Below are 21,949 nucleotides of genomic sequence, written 5' to 3'. Positions count from 1 at the left end.
GATTCCATGCTGCGTTCCTTGTCGGTACATTTGGATGATTTCATTCCGGGCTGGCGCACGCAGTCCGAGCGCATCCCGTACCATGTGCTGATTCTTGTCCTGGAAGGAAATGTATCCTATCGCATCGACGGCCGGGACCATGTCGCCGAGCCGGGAGACCTGCTGCTCGTGCCCGCAGGGACGCGCCGTGCCGGCAGCACGCATCCGTCCGGGCCCCATCGGAAATTCACCGCTACGTTCAACTTCGATGCCGAGGCCGGGGGCGCGGTTCCGCTGCTGCGGGAGAACCGCTTCATCCGCTTCAAGCCGCGCCACTTCCCGTATCTGGAGCAGCGCTTCGAGCGCCTGTTCGAGGAATTCCGGAGCAGCGAAGCCTACGGGACATTCGTCTGCGAGGCCATCCTGCTGGAGCTGCTCGGCCTGGCGGCAAGGGAGCTGGACAAGCCCGAGCTGACGCCGATCCAGGCTCGGTACGCCGAGCGGATGAAGCGCCACCTGATGGAGCATTACCGGGAGCAGGTGGAGATCCGGGACCTGGCCCGGCTCATCGGGCGGTCGCCCAACTATGCCGCCTCCGTCTTCCGGGAGACGATCGGCCTGTCTCCGATCCGCTACGTCCATCAGCTGCGGGTGGCCGAAGCCGGACGCCTGCTGCTTCATTCGGATATGACGGTCGCCCGGATCGCCGAGTATCTCGGCTATTACGACACGTCCTATTTCTTCCGGATGTTCAAAAAGCATACTTCCCTGTCGCCGACCGACTATGTCGCGCGCGGCGGCCGGCGGGACGGGCGTCCTCCGCTCGCCGACTGAATCCGCGCAGCGCCAAAAGACCCGCCGCGCGTAAGGCGCGGCGGGTCTATTCGGCGTGACCGGCCTCAGGGGAGGACGTCCGCGGCGACGCGGAAGCCCATGTTGCCGGTGGAGCTGTCCGGCGTATTGCCGCTTCGCGCGGCGACCCGGTAGCGGTTGCAGTAGGAACGGTGGCACAGGTACGAGCCGCCGCGCGTCGAGCGCTTGCCGGTCGGCTCCGTCTGATGCGGGTTGACGGGATCGGTGCTCGCGTGGTAGCTCGGGCTGAACCAGTCCGCGCACCATTCCCAGACGTTGCCCGACATGTTGTACAGGCCGTATCCGTTCGGCTCGTAGGCGTCGACGGGAGCCGTTCCGACATACCCGTCGGAGGCGTTGTTCTTGACGGGAAACTTTCCTTGCCAGATGTTGCACCGGTGCCGGCCGTCCGGCCTCAGCAGGTCGCCCCACGGGTACGTCCTGCCCTGCAGGCCGCCGCGGGCCGCATACTCCCATTCCGCCTCCGTCGGCAGCCGCGTGCCCGACCAGGCGCAGTAGGCCGCCGCGTCCTGCCACGAGACGTGGACGACGGGATGGTCCAGCCGCTCCTTCCCGATCGACGAGTCCGGCCCTTCGGGCCTCGACCAGCATGCCCCTTCGACGACGAGCCACCACGGGACGCCTTGAGGCACGCTCGCCACCCGCCGACGGGTCTGCTCCGAGACGAGCAGATGAAAAACGAACGACCAGCCGAAGCGCTCCGCTTCGGTCCGGTAGCCGGTCGCCTCGACGAACTCGGCGAATTCGCGGTTGCTTACGGCGCAGGGCGCGATCCGGAACGGATCGACGCGCACGAGCCGGGGCGGCCCTTCGCCGTCGGAGGCGAATCCGTCGGCATCGCTGGCCCCCATCTGAAACTCGCCGCCCTCCAGCCGCACGAGCCGCTCGCTCCGCGCCGGAACGACAGGCGAAGGCGTGCGCTCGAGATCCGGCCCGGCCGCCGCCTGAGGCCCGGAGGCCATGCGCGAGGCGCTGCAGCAGGACGAATGCATGTCCATCGTGTGACCTCTCCTTTTGTCCGATTCCGTTGCCCGGATTCCCGCCGGCGCCGTCAGCTGTAGAGAGCGACGCCGACGAGTCCTGACACGATCATAACGGAAACCGGATGCTTGCGGTAGACGAGCAGCGCGATCAGCGCTCCGGCGAAGAGCAGCAGCTGCGAAGCCGCGAACCAGGAAATCGTCTCGAGCATGCCGCCGCTCTTGGCGAACGATACGGCCGCATAGGCGATGAGTCCGGCGACGGCGGGGCGCAGGCCGTATAGGGAGGCTTGCACCCAGCGATTGTCCCGATACCGGAAAAACAGCGTGCCGAGCAGCAGGATCAGCAGCAGCGAGGGCAGGACGATGCCGAGCATGGCGACGATCGCTCCGGCGTAACCCGCGACTCGATGGCCCGTCAGCACGGCGATGTTCGCCGCCATCGGTCCCGGCGCGATGCCCGCTAGGCCGACCTGATCGGCGAACTCCCGGGCCGTCATCCAACCGTGCCGGTAGACGATCTCATGCTGCAGCAGCGGCACCATCGCATAGCCTCCGCCGAAGGAGAACAGCCCTGCCAGGAAAAACGCGATAAACAGTTCGATCAGCTGCATGGCAGGCCTCCGGTCAGATCATGTATTCAATCTCATGCTCATCGGAACGCCGGGCCGGAATCCGGCCTTTGTTCAAGCGCATGGCCGCGATTCCTGCGGCCGCTCCTCCCGCAAGCACGAGCAGGGGATGAACGAGCGGCTGTCCGAGCAGCATCGCAGCGGCCGCACCGACGAATATAAGCACGGAGATCCAGTCCACGAGCGCCGTTCGGCCGACTTTATAGGCCGCATAGACGATCAGCGCCACGACGGCCGGACGCATCGCCGTCAGCGCCGCCTCGATCTTGGGATTGTCCCGTCCGGCCAGGAACGCCATCGACAGCGCGAGCACGATCGCGAACGTCGGCAGCAGCATGCCGGCCAGCGCGGCGATAGCTCCCCGCACGCCGGCCATGCGGTACCCGATGAGCGTCGCCGCATTCGCTCCGATCGCTCCGGGCACCGTCTGGGCGACCGCGCACAGGTCCGCCACGTCCTCGGAGCTCAGCCAGTGCCGCCTGTCGACGACCTCGCGCTCGATCAGCGCGACCGAGGAATAGCCTCCGCCGAAGGTCAGCGGTCCGATCTTGAGGAAACTGACGAAAAGCTTGCCCGGCAGCTTGAATCCCGGTTCGTTCATCGTCTTCACCTCCATCCGCATCAGTATATCATCTTAATTCCATTTTGGCATTAAGTTATCAACGAGAGCTGATTCTTCGTTCCAAACCCCTCTGAAACAACTCCCATTCCGGCCTTTTCCCCCTTCTTTCGCTTTTGGACGACTCCACTTTATTTGAAATTAACCTAAAGTTGCATTTTTCGGCGGATGCTCGTCGTCTTGCACGATGGTCTTCCCAAGCGAATTCCGTTATACTGACCTTAATCCCATCCCGATACAAGGAAAAAATCCATGAAAAACTCTTCCGATCGCCGTACCGATCCGCCAAAGAAGCGGATCCATGCCCTCGTCTCCTCGATGGGCACCGCGTCGAAAGCCGAGCTGCTGCCCGCCTCCGGGATGACCGGCAGCTCGCTCACCCGGCTGCTGGACGAGATGGTCGCCGAGAAGCTGCTGAGCGCTTCCCGGCTCGGACCGTCCAGCGGCGGCAGGAAGCCGATCCTGTACGAGATCAATCCCGAAAGCGGCTATTTTTTCGGCTTGGAGATTTCCCGCCGCACGTCCTCGCTCGGCTTTTTCGATGCGAGGATGAACGCCAAGGCGCTTCTCCACTGGCGGATGGACGAGGCCATGACGCCGGAGCAGCTCGTCGATTTTGCCGCCCGCAACATCCGCTCCATCCTGTCGGACCACCGGATCGAGCCGAGCCAAGTCCGAGGCATCGGCATCGGAGCCGTCGGCCCTCTCGACCGCAAGCAGGGACTGCTCATCGCGCCCCTTCATTTTCCGGCACCGGGATGGAAGGATGTTCCGATCTGCCGCTTGCTCGAGGAGCGGACCGGCATTCCGGCCCGCCTGGAAAACGGCGCCAACGCCGCCCTGCTAGGGGAGCGATGGGCGATGCGCGGCGACAATCCGCAGCATCTGCTCCATGTGCATGCCGGCATCGGCATCCGCACCGCGATGATGTCCGGCGGCAGCCTCGTCCACGGCTCGGTGGACATGGAGGGCGCCGCCGGACAGATGATCATCCATATGGACGGTCCGCGCCTGCACTCGGACGGCAATTACGGCGCGTGGGAGGCGTTCGCCTCCGTGCAGGCGATCGAGCGAAAGGCGCAAGCCGACGCCAAGGCCGGCCGGCGCGACGTTCCCGGCGCCGCCGCGGTTCCTCCGGAGCGGATCACGTACGACATGGTGCTGCAAGGGCTTCATGACGGCAGTCCCTACGCCCGCGAGATCTTTCTGCAAGCCGCCGTTCATCTCGGCATCGGGCTCGCCAACCTGATCAACGTCCTCCACCCGGAGACGGTGCTGCTCGGCGGCGCCCTCATCCGCTCCAGCGACCACGTCTACCGGACCGCCATCGAGACGGCCCGGCGCAACATCTATTACTCGCCCCACTACTCGCCCGTATTCTCCAAAGGCGTCCTCCAGGAGGACGCCGTCGTCGTCGGAGCCGCCTTGACCGTATGGCAGGAGGAGCCTTGAACCCGAAACGCCCCGCCGGAGCCGCTGCATACGCGGCTCCGACGGGGCGTCGTGCGTTATGGTTTAGGCGCGCCATGCGCCGCTGCTGCGGACGACCGGCTGTCCGCTCGGATTTCCAGGCTGAACGGGGCAAGACAGCACGGCCCGCCGCACCGCTTCGTCTCGCTTCTTTTCGTTACGGTCCTGTGCTAACCGACGGCTCGGGCGGCTCATTCCACCGCGTTCCACGCCTCCAGCATGAGCTCGCCCACAACCGCCGCGCCGGCGATCGACCCGAGCGCCGCCGCTTGAATCGCCTGATAGCGCGCCGTCATCGCATCTCCGGCGCAGTAGACGCCGGGCACGCTCGTCTGGCCCATCTCGCTCGCCTCGACCGTGCCCGCCTCGTCGGCGCGGCAGCCGAGCCGCTGCGGCAGGTCGGAGCCCGCCGCCAGCTGCGGAGCGAAGATCATGCCTCCGAATGGCTCGCTCGTTCCGTCCGTCCATTCCACCCGCTCCAGCATCCCGTCCCGCGCCTGCAGCCGGCGGATCGTCCCGGTCCGCACCGCGACGCCATGCGCCTCCAGCTCAGCAATCTGGACTTCGTCCAGCCCTCCCTGGCCGTTCGTCAGCACCGTCCGCCGCGGCGACCAGGCCGCGAGCAGCTTCGCCATGTGCATCGCATGCTCGCCGCGGGCGAGAATCGCCAGGCTGCGCTCCCGCATCTCCCAGCCGTCGCAGAACGGGCAGACGAAGGCGCTGCGGCCGTAAACCTCCTGCAGACCCGGCACGTCGAGCGGAAGGTCCTTTTTGCCCGTGGCGAAAATCAGCTTGCGCGCCTCATATGTCTCGCCTTCCTCCGTGACGATCCGAAACCGCCCGTTCTCGCCTGCGGCCTCGACCGCCTTGCCCGCCCGCACGCGGACAGAAGGATACGGAGCGAGCTGCTCCAGTCCGATGCGGCGGAATTCCGTCGGCGAGATGCCGTCTCGCGTCACGAAGCCGTGGCTCTCCCGGGTCACCCGGTTGCGCGGCTTGCCCTCGTCCAGCAGCAGCGCGTCGCGCCGCGCCCGCCCCAGCACGAGCGCCGCGCTCAGACCGGCAGGACCTCCTCCGATGATGATCGCATCCAGCCTCTTGTCCGCCATTGCTCAATCGCCTCCATTGTAGAGTAATAATATCTATAATTGACCCGAAACGATCCCGCCTCTACTCGCGCTCGAAGCGCCTGCGAGGCGGGAATCGAATCAGGATGATGCCCTCTGCTCCTGCTGACGGGCGAGATCGGCGATCGTGACGGAGGCGAGATGCGCCTCCATCCTATGCTCCGCTTCTGCCATCGCCTGATGGATGAGGCAGCCGGGATGATGGTGGACGCCGCTGCACTCGTACAGCGACGTCTTGCCCTCGATCGCCTGGATGATGTCGAGCAGGGCGATGTCTCCTGCGCTGCGCCGCAGCCGGTAGCCGCCCGATACGCCGGGCGAGGACTCCACGAGTCCGTCCTTGACGAGCTTCGTCAAAATCTTGGACAAATACGTCGGGGATACCTGCATCCGCTCGGCCAGCGGTCCGACGCCGACGCGTCCCTCCCGTTCGCCGAGCGCGAGGAACAGCATCGTATGCAGCGCGTAATCCGTCGCTTTGGAATATTTCATTCGCTATCGCCTCTTCATTACAGACTTCACGGGTCTATATTAACCCGATTTTGGCAAAAGCGCAACTTAAAAAGCCGGCAAGGGGGCTTTCGCATCCCGCTGCCGGCCCATCCGAACCTTGCACGAGAAATCAGTCCCCAGCGGTCCCCGGCTGCGCTCCTTGTCCTCCGCTCCCCCAGCGGATCGCCCAATTCTCCATTTCCCTCAGCGCCGCCTGGAAATCCCGGCCCTTATCCGTCAAGGAATATTCCACCGTCACGGGCACGCTTGGATATACCTCGCGATGAACGATTCCCGTGCTTTCCAGATGACGAAGCACGTTCGTCAGCGACTGCGTGCGCACGACCGCGACATCCCGCTGCAGCTGCTGGAATCTCCGCGGCCCTTTATAGAGCTCCGCGATGACAAGGATGGACCATTTCGCCCCCAATATTTCGAGCACCGAGCAGATATGGGGATGATGCGATTCGTCCTGGCTCCACCCTCCTTCCTCAAGCTCCTGCTCTTCGATTCGCTCCTGCTCTTCGATTCCTTCCTGCTTTTCGAGTCGCTCCTCCATTGCCTTTCCTCTCCTTTGCCGTTTCGAAAGGAAGTCCATTCCGGTGGACTACGTCCAAACGCTTTGCGTACTTACCTAAATAAAGAAACTTAATTATAATCCAATCAGACAAAAGGAAGGGAACGATCTCCATGAAAACAAACGCGTTTACGATCTACCTGCTTGCCCTCGGCGTGTTCCTCACGGCGACGTCGGAACTGGTCGTTTCTGGCATTCTACCCCGCATCGCCGAGGATGTAAATATTTCCTTGGCCGTCGCCGGACAGCTGATCGCCGCTTATTCCTTGTCGTTCGCGATCGCGACGCCGCTGCTCATCGTCGCGACGAGCCGCATGGACCGCAAGCCGCTGCTGCTGTGCTCGCTGGCCGTCTTCATCGCCGGCAGTGCCTGGTCCGCCTCGAGCTCGAGCATCGAGTCGCTGATGACGGCCCGAGTCGTGCTCGGCGCCAGCTCCGGCATGTTCCTCATCGTCTCTCTCGGCATCGCCGCCAAGCTCGTTCCGGCCGACAGGCTCGGACGCGCCATCGGCACGATCATCCTCGGCTTCAGCAGCGCGATGATCCTCGGCGTGCCGCTCGGCGTCGCCATCGCCGACTGGCTGAGCTGGCAGGCGATCTTCATCCTGCTCGGCGCTCTCGCCGCAGCCGTCGGCGCCGTCATGTTCCGCCTCATGCCCGGAGTGGAGGGCGACGAGCCGGTTCCGTTGTCTCGCCAGCTGAAGCATGCGGGCAGCGCAGTCATTTTGACGGCGTTTTTGATCTCGCTGCTCCGCGAAGGAGGAAATTCCGTCTTCCTCACCTATATCTCGCCTTACCTGCAGCAGATGCTGGAGTTCCGAACGGCGGATATCGCGTTTTTGATGCTCGCTCTTGGCTTGGCCGGCGCTTTCGCCTCCCGGCTCGGCGGCGGCCTCGTCGACCGCTGGGGCGCCGCTCGTACGCTCGGAGCTTTCCTTGTCCTGCATGCGCTGAGCATGGCGCTCTTGCCGTTCTTCGCGTTTTCCACGCCGGTCGCGGTCGGACTGATCGCGATCGTGTTCATCGCCTTGTTCGCATCGGGCCCTGCCGTCCAAAGCTACATGATCCAGCAAGCGCCCAAGTCGGCCAACCTCGTGCTCAGCCTGAACACCTCCGTCATCCATCTCGGCATCGCCGGCGGCGCCGGCGCGGGAGGATGGCTGATCAATCGAACGGCCGAGGTGGAGTTCCATCCATGGCTTGCAGCATCGCTGATCACGCTCGGCTTCGCGGCCGCGCTGGCCAGCTTCGCGCTGGGGCGCAGGGCTCGAATTCGGGCGGATCGGCGAAGCGCGGCTTGAATTCAAATAAGGGCAAGGGCTTGTCCCTTTGCTGCCCTGCTTGGGTGGACGAAACAGGCGCAGCGAAAAAAGAGCCGAAGCGAGGGCAGCCTCCGCTTCGGCTCTGCTCGTCGATCTGACCTAGGGCGTGTTTGCAAACCCGCTCCGAGCCTCTCTCCCGCTTTTTCGCCCCTTGCATCCTTAGCAGGCTGCAGCACGCCCTAAGCTTTGGGCCGGGCCCGTTTCGCTCGCAGCGCCGTTCCTGCCTTGGCTGGCGGAATGCTCTGCGGATTGCGGAATACGTTTTCCGGATCGTACTTCGCCTTCACGCGGCGCAGCCGAGGGTAGTTCTTGCCGTAATAGACCGGGCCGGAAGCTTTGATGCCCTGGTCCGGGACGTTGATATAGGAGCCGACGATGTACGGCTGCAGCCTCCGGCGCGTCTTGCGGACGATCGCGATGTTTTTGGCCGCCTGGCTCGGCTGCACCCAGGAGCTGTTCCACTCCACATAAAACTTCGCATCGCGCCAGTAGAAAGCCGTCGAGCGAGGCGACGGACGGCTGACCGCTCCGCCCCAGTTGAGGAAAAAGAAGCCGGCGAACTCGCCCTCGATGTTCTCCAGGAATTCACGCATCGGCTTCAGCGCCGCGGTCGGGAACGGACGGCGGGCAAAGCCGGAGGAGAACTGGTTGCTCTCCCGATTCGTCAGCACCGGGTCCGGCGGCAGCAGGAACGTCACCGCCTCGTCATACGGCAGCAGCCGGATGATCTGGCTCGTCAGCGTTCCGATGCTCGTCAGCGGCTTCAGCAGCCTTGTCGCTGCAGTTTTGGAGCCGAGGAACAGCCCTTCCATGCTGACGTTGCCGCCCTTTTTCGGCCCGATCGACAGCTCGCTGCCGAGCCTGTCGTCCACGCTCGGCGCCCATTGCTGCCAGGCGAGAAGCACTTCCTCGAACTGCTCCCACGGCCATGTGATCCGGTAGACGGTCGCCTTCGCCGGAGCCTTGCGAACCTTGAACTTATACCGGGTGCAGATGCCGAAGTTGCCTCCCCCGCCGCCGCGCGAAGCCCATAGCAGATCCGCGTTCCGCTTCTTGCTGGCGTGGAGGATCCGCCCCTTGGCATCGATCATTTCCAGGGCGGTCAGATTGTCGCTGATAAGGCCGATCGTCCGCTGGAGCGGGCCGATGCCGCCGCCGAGTGTGATGCCTCCGATCCCGACGGACGGACTGTCGCCGAACGGAGCGATGAAGCCCCGCTTCGCCAGCGCGTGGGCGAGCCGCCCTACCCGGTTGCCGGCGCCGACGACGACGGTGCCTTTGGCTTTGTTCAGCTTGATCTCGTTCAGCTTGCTGACATCGATGACGATGCCCCCGGTTACTTGGGACAGATCGCCTTCCAGCGCATGGCGGCCGCTTCTCGCCCGGATCGGGACGTCGTTCTCCCGAGCCCATTTGATCGCGTTGGACACGTCTTTGGCCGTCCGGGCAAAGACGAACACCTTCGGAAAGCGGTCCGTGTGCGGATCCCAGTTTTTGCGCGCGGCATCATAGCCCGGTTCGCCGCGAAAAATGACTTTTCCAGTCAGCTTCGTGTTGGATTTCATGGATCCAGCTCCCATCGGGACAAGTGGGCATCTCGCCTTGACGCGGCCAGATGCCCTCTATCCTATGTGGGGCATTCGCGGACGGAATGGGCCCTTGCGGCAAGCCGGGAAGGACCGCGGAGCGTTCCTGCTACATCTCTCTATGCTCCCGCCACATTCTTCTATTCGCAACCGGCTGCGATTCTGGTTTAATCCGAATAGACGACATCATGCGGCGAGCGTTCCTCCCGATCGGATCGACGGCGCATGATAAAGAGAGGATGAAGGAAATGGATGCTAACAAGCCGCTTGGCCTGACGCCCGCTTTGGGCTGGAATTCATGGAATACGTTTACATGGGATATCAACGAGGAGCTGATCCGCAACGTCGCCGATCTATTCGTGACGGATGGCTATAAAGATGCCGGCTACGAATATATCGTCATCGACGACTGCTGGAGCTTGAAGGAACGGGATGCCGACGGCAATCTTGTGGCCGATCCGGCCAAATTCCCCAGCGGGATGAAAGCGCTGGCCGATTATATCCACGCCAAAGGCTTGAAGTTCGGCATGTATTCCTGCGTCGGCACCCACACTTGCGCCGGCTATCCGGGCAGCTTCGAGCATGAGTTCCAGGATGCGGCGCTGTTCGCCGAATGGGGCGTCGATTTCCTTAAGTACGATTACTGCTTCAAGCCCCGCCATATTTCCGGCGAGCTGATGTACAAGCGGATGAGCCTCGCCCTCAAGAACAGCGGTCGCGACATTCTCTTCTCCGCCTGCAACTGGGGCGCGGACGATGTGTACGACTGGATCCGCGAATCCGGCGCCCATACGTACCGGTCGACCGTCGACATCCGCGATTTCTGGGATTCCATCAAAGAGCTCGCCATCTCCCAGCTCGACAAGACGCCGTATACGGGACCGTTCAGCTACAACGACCTGGACATGCTCGTCGTCGGCATGAACGGCGGCAGCAACGACGCCTTCATCGGCAGCAAGATCGGCGGCTGCACCGACATCGAGTACAGGACCCACTTCGCGCTCTGGGCCATGATGGGATCCCCGCTCATGATCGGCTGCGATATCCGCAACGCGAGCGAGGCGACGAAGGACATTTTGCTGAACCGGGATCTGATCGCCATCAATCAGGACATCGAAGGGCGCGGCGCCTACCGGATCAAGCCGGAGCCGAACTGGTTCCATAACGACGAGGTGTTCATCCTCGTCAAAGTGCTGACGGACGGCGATCTGGCGATCGGCTTCTTCAACCTGAGCGACACCCAGCGCGAAGTGCCGGTGCTGTTCTGGGATCTCGGGCTGCCGCATGCAGCCGGCTTCTCCCTGTCGCTGTACGACTGCATCGAGCATGCGGAGCTGGGATCGTTCAAGGAACGTTTCGCTCCGGTCGTGCCTGCTCACGATTGCCGCGTCGTGCGCGCCAAGCTCGTCCGCTGAAATGGCCGGCCCCCGCATCTGCACCAGCTGCCGCGTGCCGCTCCAGACGGATGACGTCGCCATCTACCTGAAGCTCGTGTCCCGCTTCGCGCAGGACTTCCTCTGCATCGACTGCCTCGGCGTCAAGCTGAATTGCGGCCGCGAGCCGATCGAGAAGCTCATCCAGCATTATCGGGCTTCCGGAAAATGCTCGCTGTTTCGTTGATGGAATAGGATTTCACGACGAAAGCAATCGGGAAGAAACGGATGCATCCGTTTTAGGTTAAACTCAAGGGGATGAACCTAAAAGGAGGCCGTTTACGATGAGCATGCACCAATCGGGTCTGGATCGGGGAATCGTTCCGCATCTGTGGTTTGACAAGGAAGCGAAAGAGGCGGCAGAGCTCTACAGCAGCGTCTTTCCGGATTCCAGCATCAACAGCGTGACGCCCTTGAACGACACGCCTTCCGGCGATGCGTCCCTCGTCTCGTTCCAAGTATGGGGGCAGCCGTTCATGGCGATCTCGGCAGGACCGCATTTCAAGCTGAATCCCTCGATCTCGTTCTTTGCCAATTACGATCCGTCGCGGGAACCGAAAGCGAGGGAAATGCTTGACGAGGCATGGGAGAAGCTGGCCGAAGGAGGAACTCCTCTCATGCCGCTCGGCCCATACCCGTTCAGCGAACGGTTTGGGTGGATCCAGGACAAATTCGGCGTCAGCTGGCAGCTCATTCTGACGAATCCGGACGGGGAGCCGCGTCCGCCGATCATCCCTTCCCTGCTGTTCGTCGGCGCCAACTGCGGCAAGGCTGAGGAAGCGCGCGACTTCTATCTTTCGGTGTTCCGCGACTCGCAGCCCGGCGAGCTCGTTCGTTATGGACCCGGCATGGAGCCGGATCGCGAGGGAGACGTCATGTTCTCCGACTTCAGGCTGGGAAGCACCTGGTTCACGGCGATGGACAGCGCCCATGACCACTCGTTCCAATTCAACGAAGCGATTTCCTTCGTGGTCCGTTGCGACACCCAGGAAGAGATCGACTTCTACTGGGACAAGCTGTCCGCCGTTCCTTCAGCCGAGCAATGCGGCTGGCTCAAGGACCGCTACGGCGTGTCATGGCAGATCTGTCCCAGCGCCATGGACAAGATGATGGCCGAAGGAACGCCGGAGCAGCGGGTCCGCGTCACGAAAGCTTTCCTGAAGATGAAGAAGTTCGATCTGGCAGAGCTGGAGCAGGCTTATCGGGGAGATTGACGAGGGCAGCAGCTTTACCTGAAAAAACGCCATCCCGGTCGGGAGGGCGTTTTTTTTGGTTCAACCTGCGTCAGCTTTGTCTTTATGGACAGAGCGTCTCGCCTACCGCCGCCGGGGAGCCGGCTTAGCGTATTTTCGGCTATGGCCTCAGCTTTGCCGCTCTTTTTGGAAAGAGCGTCTCGCCCACCCGCGATAGCCGATCAGCGTCACGGCTAAAAAGACGCCGTAAATGGCGGCCGCCGCCCAAATATTCCGCGCGTCGTAGACGAGGCCGTCGCCGATGACGACAAACAGCAGCATCGACGGCACCTTTCCGAGCGCCGATGCGACGGCGTACACGCCGAACGAAACGCGGCTGAGCGCCGCATACACGTTGATGATGATCGACGGGATGACGGGAATGAGCCGTGCGAACAGGATCATCAGAAAGGCATTGCGCTCGAACAGCTGCGTCATCCGATCGAGCCGGCCATAGCGTGCCAGCATGCGCTTTCCCCAGTCCTGAAAGACGTAGCGGATGAACAGGAACATGAGCAGGGAAGCGGCGGTCGAGCCGACCCAGGTGACGATGCCGCCCTCGATCGGGCCGTATGCCGCGCCGATGACGGCGCCGACGACCGGATACGGGATGACGGGAAACAGCGCCATCCCCGTCGCTGCCAGCATGACGGGCAGGGCCGACTCCCGGCTTTCGATCCAGCCGAGGATCGGCTCATGGTACAGGTAGACGACGACCGCAATTCCGGCGTACAAAATCGTCATCGTTAGCTTTTTGATCATGGATGCGCTCTTTTCCGGTTCGTCATTAGCGTGCTTGCTTCTATGATACGGAATGGGCGGGGTGGATACAAATGCGGGGCGAGGCCGTCGATCCATGAATGGGTTTTTCTGGTTCAGATCAAGTCCCCGCTTTGGACAGAGCCTAAAAGCTCATACGAGTAGACTTTTCCTGATGGTCCAGCCGGGACAGGCCTCAGCTTTCCTTTTTGCGCGAGCTCGCGACAGTACTTGATGACGGTCTGCTTATGCAATTCCAGTTCGACTGCCGCTTGCGCCGGCCGAATGATTCGGTGATGACGGACCGCAAAAACGCATCCATTCGCGCTCTATCTTCCCATGCCGCCGATTTCCTGTTCCCGAATGATCTATGCCGGAATTCAAGTATGGGGCCAATATATTCCGTAGAACGGCCTCAATGTAAGCTGGATTTTCTTTCAACTCGTCCAATGAAATCGCGATCAAGCGGCATGAAAAGGATTGCAGGAACATTCCGCGGTTCAGGTCCATCCGATACTTCGTCCGGTCCTTGCCGTGCGAGCCATAGTCCATGATTTCGATCGCAAAGCGAAGAGTCCCCACGATCCACATGAAATCGACGAAATACGATCGCCCGCGCCAATCCATCACTTCATACTCGGGGTGCAAGTCATGAAAATGGCCCACGAGCGGCCACCATGTTTTCTCTGCAAAGAATCGATTTCCATACCCATGGCCTCGCTTCAACGCATCTTTTCGCTCCCCTTCGCGTCGATTCAAATGCCCCTTGATCCATTTTTCATGTTCAGCTTTGAAACTCATCCTTATCCACTCCCTCTGTTAGAATAAAATGAAATACGAGAAGAAAAGGCGTTCTGCCGGAGCGTTCTTCCAAGACAACGATCTAATCATATGTACCAAGATTGGAACCCCTGTCAATCCCCGCAATCTCCTCCGCACGTTTTATGACCTTATGAAGAAGGCTGATGTTCCCAAAATTCGCTTTCACGATCTGAGACATACTGTGGCTACTCTGATGCTCAGCCGCAACATCAATCCCAAGGTAGTAAAGGAAATATTGGGCCATTCCGATATTCGCGTCACATTGGATACGTATAGTCACGTACTACCTTCTGTTCATAAGGAAACGGCACAGCAGTATGGCAACATGCTCTTTGGGACGGAGCAAAAGAGCAAGGGACATGAAGTCTCATTTACCGTCCCGCCAGAGAGACTATTTGATACCGACTCTGAATCGTCAACGACGATTCAATAATTCGCTCTCAAGCTACTGACCGCCTTTCAACGTAGCTTTCGGAGCGGTACAAAATGAATCGCCCTGCCTTTAACAGAAGACAGGGCGATTCATTTTCTTAAAAAATATTGATCTGGATGAAGCGCGTTAGCTTTTGAGGTCCAAAATGCTACGTTGGAAATATCCTGCCTGCCGTAAGAAATTATTATGAACTTTGGTCTGTCAACATTGCTTCCTGCTCCAATTTAATACGTTTTTCAATCATGTAGTCGATGCAGGCTTGACAATCGTCAAGCTCTTCACGTAATTTCAAGGTGCCAAGTTTCTCAAGATATTTTGGCGTGAATGATGCTGTCAATGAAGAATGTTTTATCAACTCCGATTTATTCATACGGTAAGGAATGACATTATGCTTAATTTCCCGTCTCAATCTTGCTAACATTGAAAATCCACCATAATCGATATCGCTCCAATGATACCAGTTACAAGTGTTTGGTATGTTATTGGCAATGCTTTGTAAAAACTTCCGCTTTGCCGGACTGAATTGTCCTCCATGAAATACAACCAATTCATGCTCACTTTTTTGCTTATAGATGTAATCAATGTAATTTGCCCGATTTTCGATAGAGATCACACTTTTTATTTCAGGAGAAACGTTTAGGTGTCCTCTTTGGAAATCAGTTATGCTCACAGTCCCCCCGAAAGTTAACGGTGAAAAATCTACGGATTCATTATCAAATATGATTTTGACGTGCCCACAAAACTCCATTTGCTCAGGATATTTGGAAATCCCTACCTGTCTAAGAAGCCCCTCTTCAGATTCATCTACGGAATCCAAATATTTTGACAATATGCCAAGCAGCCGAGTTTTTACCGTCTTCTCAAATCTCTTTGAATCACCGAAACATTGTATCGAAAAAACACGCTCAAGTATTTCCACCGTGCCCAATTGTTCCACAAAGCATATTGCATGAATAAGATCTGTGCGCTCCTTTTTGTCGGCGGGCAATCTCTTTCCAATAGAGCGTCTGCTAGAAATAGCTTCATAAGCATCAGCTAGGAACTGTTTGGCCCAATCACTTTGGACAATTTCCATGGCAGCCAACAGTTCAAGACACACGTCGTCTATTTCATCACCTTTAGGCTTTCTACAAATCAAGGCATATGCTGAGGATATATTCTCAATATTTAACCACACCTTAGCAATAATGTGGTGTTCTTCTCCTCGCATCCACTGATAGGAAACGAGTTGCTCCTCATTCAAAGACAGTACCGCATTATTAATCATCGTACGTTTTTCAAATTGTTCAATATCATATTGGGGGAAATCTGTCTGCCCACCATCGTATAGATTCAATATGATTCGGCGTGAAGGCTGTTTTCTCTCAGAAAAATAACTACTGCGTTCGTATTTGTCTAGCAATGCTGCTATCAGTTGGTACCTGTACCGTTCACTCATATTCAAGGTCCTCTAGTTTTCTAGGATCAAATTTGCGAACACAAGCCTGTTTGCCTTCACGTAACACTAGTAGATTACTGTCGACGAGAGTGGCAATATCTCCAATTTTATCAGGTGGTGCAGAAATCACCACTTGGAAATTGAATTGACGTAGTAGTTCAACGCTACGTACGATACGCTCTCCGTCCATTTTAGAAAAAGCCTCATCAAACAGAATTATGCGAGATGTGTTTGCAATCTTATCCCTACCAACCCGATATAATTGAGTGAACGATGCCAATACAGCTATATAAAATGGCGTCTGCGTTTCACCGCCCGACTTTTTACCTAGCGTTTTCGAAAGACGTTGTGATTCGCCCTCACTGTTCATGACCTCCAAATCGAAAGACAAGTATGTACGGTAATCTGTAAAGGCTTGAACACGTTTTTCATAATCTTCGCGCTCCTGAGTTTTGGATCCAGTTCCTTCATTCGTTATGATGGCAAATAGTTCTGCTATCTCGTCCTTGTATTTTGTATTAAACTGATCGGATAATAGATTGTATCCACCCTCCAGAAGCATTGGATCAACGATCATATCATAATACCGCTTGTATTCAGGCTTGGGAATAATCCGGAATCGATATGTATCCTCACCAAAGGAACTTCCACTTAAAGCATTATTGAGTCCGTCAATTTGTCTTTTGGCATCATTAATGTTGTTTTGCAAGCGACTTAAAAAATCTTCTTGAAACTGCTCAAAGGCTTTGTTCCTTGTGTCCTGGATCAGTGAAAGATACTCTGGAAGCTTATTATCACTAAGCTCGAGCCACGCGTTATCGTAAACTTCGTTATGCAAGTCATTAATATTGTAACCCATAAGATACATATCGTTATATTGTCGGCGCAAGTTTCGCAACTCGTCCCATGTCGCAGTTTTGGCGTTTGTTGAGCGGTTGAGCTCTCGCGGAAAAGCCCTTTCAATATCGATAGCGTTGCCTCTACTAAGTAGCTCACGTTCATACCTCATTACCCCTGTATTTTCCAGCCACTCCATTTCGAATTTTTCGGATAACTGCTTTTCCATGGCGTTGAGTTCTTCGGACAATTTCGGTATCGTTTCGTCTTTGCATACTCGCAAGCGTTCTTTGATGGTGCTGCAATGGTCTTTATATCCATCAATTTCTTCACGCAACTTATTCAACATTTGATCTAAGCCTCGAATACGCTCCTGTAGGGCTTCAACAACGCTCTTATCAACGGAATTCAAATCGTGTTTCAATTGGGTAATATCCCGCTCAATCTCCGGAATCAACCCGACATTTTTCGCGGCTGATACTATTTGTCCTACTTCTGATGTGCTTATGGACATTAGGCTGCTACCCAGTTGAAAGGCAGTCTTGATGGAAGAGCAGATGCCTATTTTATCGGTTAGTTCTGCTATCTCTATTCTCACATCTTCCAATCGTTGCCGAATCGCGCCTTGACCTATAGCTGGTTTCGCCCATCTTTCAGGATTCATAGCTCTTACAACGAAATTCTGATAAATCATGCCTTCGTCAGTAATTGATGTTCGATGACGACGCAAGTCACCGACGCGATCACACTTTTTCACACGGCCAAGAGTATAATCCAAAAATAGTCGCACATTGGCATCATTGGTGTCGAGTTCTTCTGCTAAGCTACCGGGGTCCGCAGTAGGATTTATTTTCTTAATACTTTCAATATCTACAATTCCGGTACCATAAATACTACGCTTTCGTTTGATTTCGTCATACACATGTAGCGCAGTATCGAAATGTTCTGGAGGGACTATAAGATAAAATTTTTGCGTATGAAGATACCCTTCTATGACATTACGCCAGCGATTATTCCTTATTTCCGCCGCTTCCGCCACGATTACGACTTTGACACTTGTCCCCGTTTTAGCACGTAAACGACCTGATACCGCTTCTTTGAGATCCAAGACATCTCGTGGAAAGCGATAAACACCACTCTCAAGGGATTGTAGTTCTGTCTGTAATATTTTACGTTCATCAGCAATCTTCTGCTGTTCCTCAGAAAACCGGGAAACGAGTCCACCGGACTCTATTCGCATTGCATCCGCAGTTTGTGCGATGCGGATAAGCCCATCCTCACCAACTGACAAAATAGCTTCAGCATCACTATTACCGATTGTGTCAAAATTGACGAAGAATTCTTGACCTTCAGCAACCAAATCATGAATACGAGTAGTCAATAGAGGGTTTAGAGAAGAAATATCGATTTCATCTATCTTCCGGATCATTCCACCCAAATTAATACGCCACGACGCCACGCTTTTTGTAAGCATTGCCGAGGTCCTGTCATATTCCTTCTGTAATTCGTCTTTTCGTAGTTCTTTTTCTTCAATCTGCCCCTGAAGGTGTTTCAGGGTTTGAGTCTGCTCATTATTCAGATACTGGGCTTGTAAAATATCACGTTTTTCCTGCATTTCTATTTGCCGTTCATTTTCCACTTCCAATTTACCGTTCAGAGTGAATACCTGCGCTGTATATTCTATTGCCTTTTTCTTTTCAACTTCTAAGTCCATCGTTTTGATATCAGCCCGAGCACGGTCCACTAAATAAGAATAGAGCATTTCATTTTGTTGGTGAGTTACAAAACTCTGATGAGAAGTAACGATTTGATCAAGCAAGGCAATACGATCCTTAAGTACATCAGCTTCTTGTTCCAATCTTTTATAGCTTCTAATATTCTCTTGCATTCGGCTGACATCGACTGTTTGTTGCGTATCGCATACGAATTCTGAAATAAACTGCTGGATGTCCACATCCGGATTAAATGAAACAGCTTTTTTCAATAATTGCCCGAAACGATCACGCAATCCCCCGAGCTTTCCATACAGATCATTCCTGAAATCCCGGTTTACATCAGTGGTATAGCTATGTCCTGTATAACTTTCTTTGATATAAGCCCTAAGTGCTGTAATATCCATTGGCTTACGGTTAACGACGAGAGCATTGGACGGTATGGATCCATCAAATCGGAAGAACAGTTTTTGCATGTCGTTTTCCGAGTAGGTATCAAAGCAACACCCGGCAGTAAAATATTTCTTCTTTTCCTCATCATAAAACTCTATGGCAATGTAACTTGTAAACCGACCGTCTCGCAGGTATTTGAAACCAGCGTTCTCATCGTCCCCCAATTCTCCACGCAAATATCCGCTCAAGGTTCGATTCCCGCGTCCGCTAGCAGCTTTGTTGAAGAAACTGCCACTCGTATCGGCCAATAGCAATAACTGAAGCGCATCCATGATTGTGGATTTTCCAGAGGCATTTTTTCCGGTCAGAAAATTCACTTTATCAAACTCAATCATTTCATGGACAAAATAGTGCCAATGAATCAGCAGTAGTTTAGTCATCCGTTTCATTTCGCATCCTCCAGTCCCGGCTCCGTCTTGTCGACATCATCTTTGCGAAGTTCCTCTAATTCTGCCATCATATCATTAATTCCCTGATTAGAGACAATAGACAAAATGGAAGGAAGAATGAGAACTTGGTTTCCTTCACTGTTCCATGCAGAAGTATCCATTTTCTGTATGATGTTATGATGAGCAAGTGTTCTCTGAGCATCCATCCGTTCTTTTTGAGTCGTTTTCCCTTTTTCCAGAAGCCCAAGCATCTGCATCTTCTCTACGATTGCCTGAGTATCCGTTTTCACAGTGTGGAAGCTGCTCGCTTGTTCTCGTTCTTCCTCATAAATGAGACGACATGTATATAGAAAGAGTGTGGTGAATCGATCGATTCTAAAGCGATTATGGTCGTAAATGTTGATTAAAGACATAATGCCGTAATGATCATCTTTCTCAAGACGCCAACCCGTGACAGCAAAGTAATCCCGTAAGACTCCAAAAAAACGTGACGCATTCTGGTAATCATAGCTAGGCAATGTCATTTGCTGCGATGGCTGATATTCATATCGCACCATATAAGTGTGGGATAGCAGATAATTCGCAAGTCGTCTAAACTCGCCCTTCTCGTAACTAGTAAGTGCTTCATATTTCTCACTCCACAAGATGCTTTGCCACCTTTCTGCTGATTGTCAGATTCGGAATGGTGTATCCATTTTTCTCATGGCGCCCTTCCTTCATTTGAACCTTATATGTCATACCACGTTCATTAGCGCGGACAATAGCTAAAATCAGTAAAATAAAATCGGTATCATTATCCACTGGAATCGTCTCACTGCTGACCTCGCTGTTACCCGAAGCAAATAGGCTATCTACATAGGCTCGTATTCTTGCTATAGGATACCCCTTTTTAATTTGTTGCAACATGCCAGCCATTGCCGAATCGGAGAAAGTTTGATTATCCGATATTTCTAGAGGGTTTAAATTAACTCTCCGACTGCGTACATTTTTATGATAAAGAGATTTTCCATCTAAAAATTCTTGTCGATTAACTCGAACATTTCTTTCAAGCATCTCTCCAATTTTACTTCTTGCTGTATTCGTGGACTGTGCATATCCCTTCAACAATTCAACTAATTTTCCCTTGATACTTTGGTCGGCAGTCATCAAATACTGGATTTTGTCTATGGAGCTTTTGGTATAGGTACTGTGCTTTCTATCGATTTCGTTTACAATACCACCTACAGACTGATATACATCCAAAACATAATCAATCAACGTTATAATTTCCTGACTAGCTTCTTCGTGACTTTCATATTTTCGTATAGTCATAGCTCTTGAACGCATGTTATCCATAAGTTCCTCATCCGCAAGAACATCTGACAAAATCCCTTGAATTGGAGCCATATACCTATGAATAGAATCCATCGTTTTGATAGGATGATAGATACGATCGGACATCCGTTTATACTCTTCGAAATGATTTTTCAAGAGTATGTTCACATCGCTCTGCTCTTGGATCCGCCGCAAATAACTTCGAATACCATGATAGAGACTTTTCAATTCGAATGTAAGCCGCTCTGTATTTGCCTTCGCCGATAAAACCGCCTCGTACATTTGCCCGCGGTGTTCTTCTTTTGCTTGTTTAAGACTAGAGTAAGTGGCAAAAACGAGAGAGTTATACTCGTGTAACGTGTGGTCGTTCAGTTCACTTAAAAGTTTCATTACTTGAATGGCATAATCTCGCGGCGTAATTATCTCGATGAATGATCCGTCCAGAAACTCTTTATCAACCCAGCCCGTTTTTACCAACCGATTCAAGATCAAACGCGCCTTAACATTTGGTGTTAAACTACCCTCAGTAGCATCGTCATCTGCTTCAGGTGTAAACTCCTTATCTTCAATCTGTGCAATTAAAGAAGTTAAATAGTCATCCACGCGTATATTGAGTTCATATTTAAACATCTGATGTAAAAGCATGATCGCATCAAGATATATTTCTTTGTTTCCAGATGAAAGCACGGAAAAAAAGCTTCCGGGAATAGTGGCAAATAGGCTCATTTTTATACCTGCCTTCTTATACATGGTATAGATACAGCATGAATTAATTTCTTTTATGCCATACCATTTTTCATACATTCAGAAATTTCATCCAACGAAAAAGATGAGTATATAAATTAAAGTTTTCGACAAAAAATGAGGAAATTCCTTCCTAATGACAAGAATTTCTATAAGTTACCCATCCGATTGTAACTAGCCATTTTAGGCATAGTGGGCTACGAATGAAGCCGAGACGCTTTCATACTATTTAAAATGTTGAATCTCACTGCAATTAGCTGACCGCCTTTCATCCAAGTGTTGATATTTATCATAAAAGTCGCCCTGCCCTTATGAAAAGGACAAGGCGATTTTTTTTATCGAGGGATACGATGCTCTGGAATTCTCACAAGAAATTCGAAAATCCTGATTTTACACCAAAAAAATCGTCAGCGTGACCAAACGTGTGACCACGACCCAAAATCAGCTCCGTTTCGGGCATAGAAAAAACCGCCAAACACCCGGAATCCCTTGTGTTTAGCGGTTTTCTTTTGTATGGAGCCTAGGGGGATCGAACCCCTGACCTCATCGCTGCCAGCGATGCGCTCTCCCAGCTGAGCTAAGGCCCCGTATGATCATGTCGTATGTATGTCATCTGCTTCGTTAGAAGAAGATTTGCTTACCGCGACAAGAAAGAATATACCATGCTACCGAATAAAGTGTCAACACTTTATTCAATATTCTTTTCACCGCTCCGTGCGATGTGTC

20 protein-coding genes and 1 tRNA gene are annotated in these 21,949 nt (G+C 54.5%); 7 read left to right on the top strand and 14 right to left on the bottom strand.

Annotated elements, in window-relative coordinates; translation table 11 throughout:
- Positions 1–6 precede the first annotated feature (6 nt).
- The gene (locus H582_RS0106125) at positions 7–813 is read left to right on the top strand and encodes a helix-turn-helix domain-containing protein (RefSeq protein WP_028597834.1); all 807 of its coding nucleotides are present in this window, start codon (positions 7–9) and stop codon (positions 811–813) included.
- Positions 814–878: 65 nt separating this feature from the next.
- On the opposite strand, the gene H582_RS0106120 is transcribed toward H582_RS0106125, so the two are convergent.
- From H582_RS0106120 to H582_RS26210, 3 genes are read right to left on the bottom strand one after another with little or no spacing between them, the layout of a single operon-like run.
- The gene (locus tag H582_RS0106120) at positions 879–1,850 is read right to left on the bottom strand and encodes a formylglycine-generating enzyme family protein (RefSeq protein ID WP_043110979.1); all 972 of its coding nucleotides are present in this window, start codon (positions 1,848–1,850) and stop codon (positions 879–881) included.
- A 53-nt stretch (positions 1,851–1,903) separates the two neighbouring features.
- Entirely contained in the window at positions 1,904–2,446 is a 543-nt protein-coding gene (locus H582_RS0106115) for a chromate transporter (protein ID WP_028597833.1), read from the bottom strand.
- A 13-nt stretch (positions 2,447–2,459) separates the two neighbouring features.
- Positions 2,460–3,065, bottom strand: a complete 606-nt coding sequence (locus H582_RS26210) for a chromate transporter (RefSeq protein WP_043110996.1) — start codon at positions 3,063–3,065, stop codon at positions 2,460–2,462.
- Between the two features lie 270 nt (positions 3,066–3,335).
- Here H582_RS26210 and H582_RS0106105 point away from each other — a divergent pair, with 270 nt between their 5' ends.
- Entirely contained in the window at positions 3,336–4,535 is a 1,200-nt protein-coding gene (locus H582_RS0106105) for an ROK family protein (RefSeq protein WP_028597832.1), read from the top strand.
- A gap of 209 nt (positions 4,536–4,744) precedes the next feature.
- Here the strand turns inward: H582_RS0106105 and H582_RS0106100 are convergent, their stop codons facing one another.
- The 3 genes from H582_RS0106100 to H582_RS26205 all read right to left on the bottom strand — a co-directional run bounded on the left by H582_RS0106100 (position 4,745) and on the right by H582_RS26205 (position 6,731).
- Positions 4,745–5,662 (bottom strand): NAD(P)/FAD-dependent oxidoreductase, encoded by a 918-nt coding sequence (locus H582_RS0106100; protein WP_028597831.1) that lies wholly within the window; start codon positions 5,660–5,662, stop codon positions 4,745–4,747.
- 99 nt (positions 5,663–5,761) lie between these two features.
- A complete protein-coding gene (locus tag H582_RS0106095; RefSeq protein WP_028597830.1) occupies positions 5,762–6,172 on the bottom strand; it encodes an RrF2 family transcriptional regulator in 411 nt (136 codons plus the stop codon).
- A 130-nt stretch (positions 6,173–6,302) separates the two neighbouring features.
- Positions 6,303–6,731, bottom strand: a complete 429-nt coding sequence (locus tag H582_RS26205; RefSeq protein ID WP_084136716.1) for a winged helix-turn-helix transcriptional regulator — start codon at positions 6,729–6,731, stop codon at positions 6,303–6,305.
- 131 nt (positions 6,732–6,862) lie between these two features.
- Here H582_RS26205 and H582_RS0106085 point away from each other — a divergent pair, with 131 nt between their 5' ends.
- Positions 6,863–8,050, top strand: a complete 1,188-nt coding sequence (locus tag H582_RS0106085) for an MFS transporter (protein WP_043110978.1) — start codon at positions 6,863–6,865, stop codon at positions 8,048–8,050.
- 200 nt (positions 8,051–8,250) lie between these two features.
- Here H582_RS0106085 and H582_RS26200 read toward each other — a convergent pair whose 3' ends face one another.
- Positions 8,251–9,636: an FAD-binding oxidoreductase gene (locus tag H582_RS26200; RefSeq protein ID WP_052333005.1), complete on the bottom strand. Its 1,386-nt coding sequence runs from the start codon at positions 9,634–9,636 to the stop codon at positions 8,251–8,253.
- A 269-nt stretch (positions 9,637–9,905) separates the two neighbouring features.
- Here H582_RS26200 and H582_RS0106075 point away from each other — a divergent pair, with 269 nt between their 5' ends.
- The 3 genes from H582_RS0106075 to H582_RS0106065 all read left to right on the top strand — a co-directional run bounded on the left by H582_RS0106075 (position 9,906) and on the right by H582_RS0106065 (position 12,304).
- Positions 9,906–11,072: a glycoside hydrolase family 27 protein gene (locus H582_RS0106075; protein WP_028597828.1), complete on the top strand. Its 1,167-nt coding sequence runs from the start codon at positions 9,906–9,908 to the stop codon at positions 11,070–11,072.
- Between the two features lies 1 nt (position 11,073).
- Positions 11,074–11,277 (top strand): hypothetical protein, encoded by a 204-nt coding sequence (locus tag H582_RS0106070; RefSeq protein WP_028597827.1) that lies wholly within the window; start codon positions 11,074–11,076, stop codon positions 11,275–11,277.
- Between the two features lie 97 nt (positions 11,278–11,374).
- The gene (locus tag H582_RS0106065; protein WP_043110977.1) at positions 11,375–12,304 is read left to right on the top strand and encodes a VOC family protein; all 930 of its coding nucleotides are present in this window, start codon (positions 11,375–11,377) and stop codon (positions 12,302–12,304) included.
- Between the two features lie 147 nt (positions 12,305–12,451).
- Here H582_RS0106065 and H582_RS0106060 read toward each other — a convergent pair whose 3' ends face one another.
- Together H582_RS0106060 and H582_RS26195 are read right to left on the bottom strand one after the other, a co-directional pair.
- The gene (locus tag H582_RS0106060) at positions 12,452–13,084 is read right to left on the bottom strand and encodes a TVP38/TMEM64 family protein (RefSeq protein ID WP_028597825.1); all 633 of its coding nucleotides are present in this window, start codon (positions 13,082–13,084) and stop codon (positions 12,452–12,454) included.
- 243 nt (positions 13,085–13,327) lie between these two features.
- The gene (locus H582_RS26195) at positions 13,328–13,882 is read right to left on the bottom strand and encodes a cyclin family protein (protein WP_228551377.1); all 555 of its coding nucleotides are present in this window, start codon (positions 13,880–13,882) and stop codon (positions 13,328–13,330) included.
- Positions 13,883–13,910: 28 nt separating this feature from the next.
- Here H582_RS26195 and H582_RS30750 point away from each other — a divergent pair, with 28 nt between their 5' ends.
- Entirely contained in the window at positions 13,911–14,336 is a 426-nt protein-coding gene (locus H582_RS30750) for a site-specific integrase (protein ID WP_084136714.1), read from the top strand.
- Positions 14,337–14,520: 184 nt separating this feature from the next.
- Here H582_RS30750 and H582_RS30745 read toward each other — a convergent pair whose 3' ends face one another.
- From H582_RS30745 to H582_RS0106020, 5 genes are all read right to left on the bottom strand, one after another.
- Positions 14,521–15,774, bottom strand: a complete 1,254-nt coding sequence (locus tag H582_RS30745) for a Wadjet anti-phage system protein JetD domain-containing protein (RefSeq protein ID WP_084136713.1) — start codon at positions 15,772–15,774, stop codon at positions 14,521–14,523.
- A complete protein-coding gene (locus H582_RS30740; RefSeq protein ID WP_084136711.1) occupies positions 15,767–19,165 on the bottom strand; it encodes an ATP-binding protein in 3,399 nt (1,132 codons plus the stop codon). The genes H582_RS30745 and H582_RS30740 overlap by 8 nt, the downstream gene beginning before the upstream one ends.
- Positions 19,162–19,809, bottom strand: coding sequence for a DUF4194 domain-containing protein (locus H582_RS0106030; protein ID WP_028597822.1), 648 nt, complete (start codon positions 19,807–19,809; stop codon positions 19,162–19,164). Before H582_RS0106030 ends, H582_RS30740 begins: the two co-directional genes overlap by 4 nt.
- On the bottom strand, positions 19,799–21,283 hold the full coding sequence (locus H582_RS0106025; protein ID WP_127464467.1) for a Wadjet anti-phage system protein JetA family protein: 1,485 nt from the start codon (positions 21,281–21,283) through the stop codon (positions 19,799–19,801). The genes H582_RS0106030 and H582_RS0106025 overlap by 11 nt, the downstream gene beginning before the upstream one ends.
- A gap of 454 nt (positions 21,284–21,737) precedes the next feature.
- Positions 21,738–21,810: transfer RNA gene (locus H582_RS0106020), tRNA-Ala, on the bottom strand.
- Between the last annotated feature and the right edge of the window lie 139 nt (positions 21,811–21,949).

The organism is Paenibacillus pasadenensis DSM 19293, assembly GCF_000422485.1.
Classification (GTDB): Bacteria; Bacillota; Bacilli; order Paenibacillales; family Paenibacillaceae; genus Paenibacillus_O; species Paenibacillus_O pasadenensis.
Note: the sequence above shows the minus strand (reverse complement) of the source record. Positions and strands in the feature narration are given on the sequence as shown.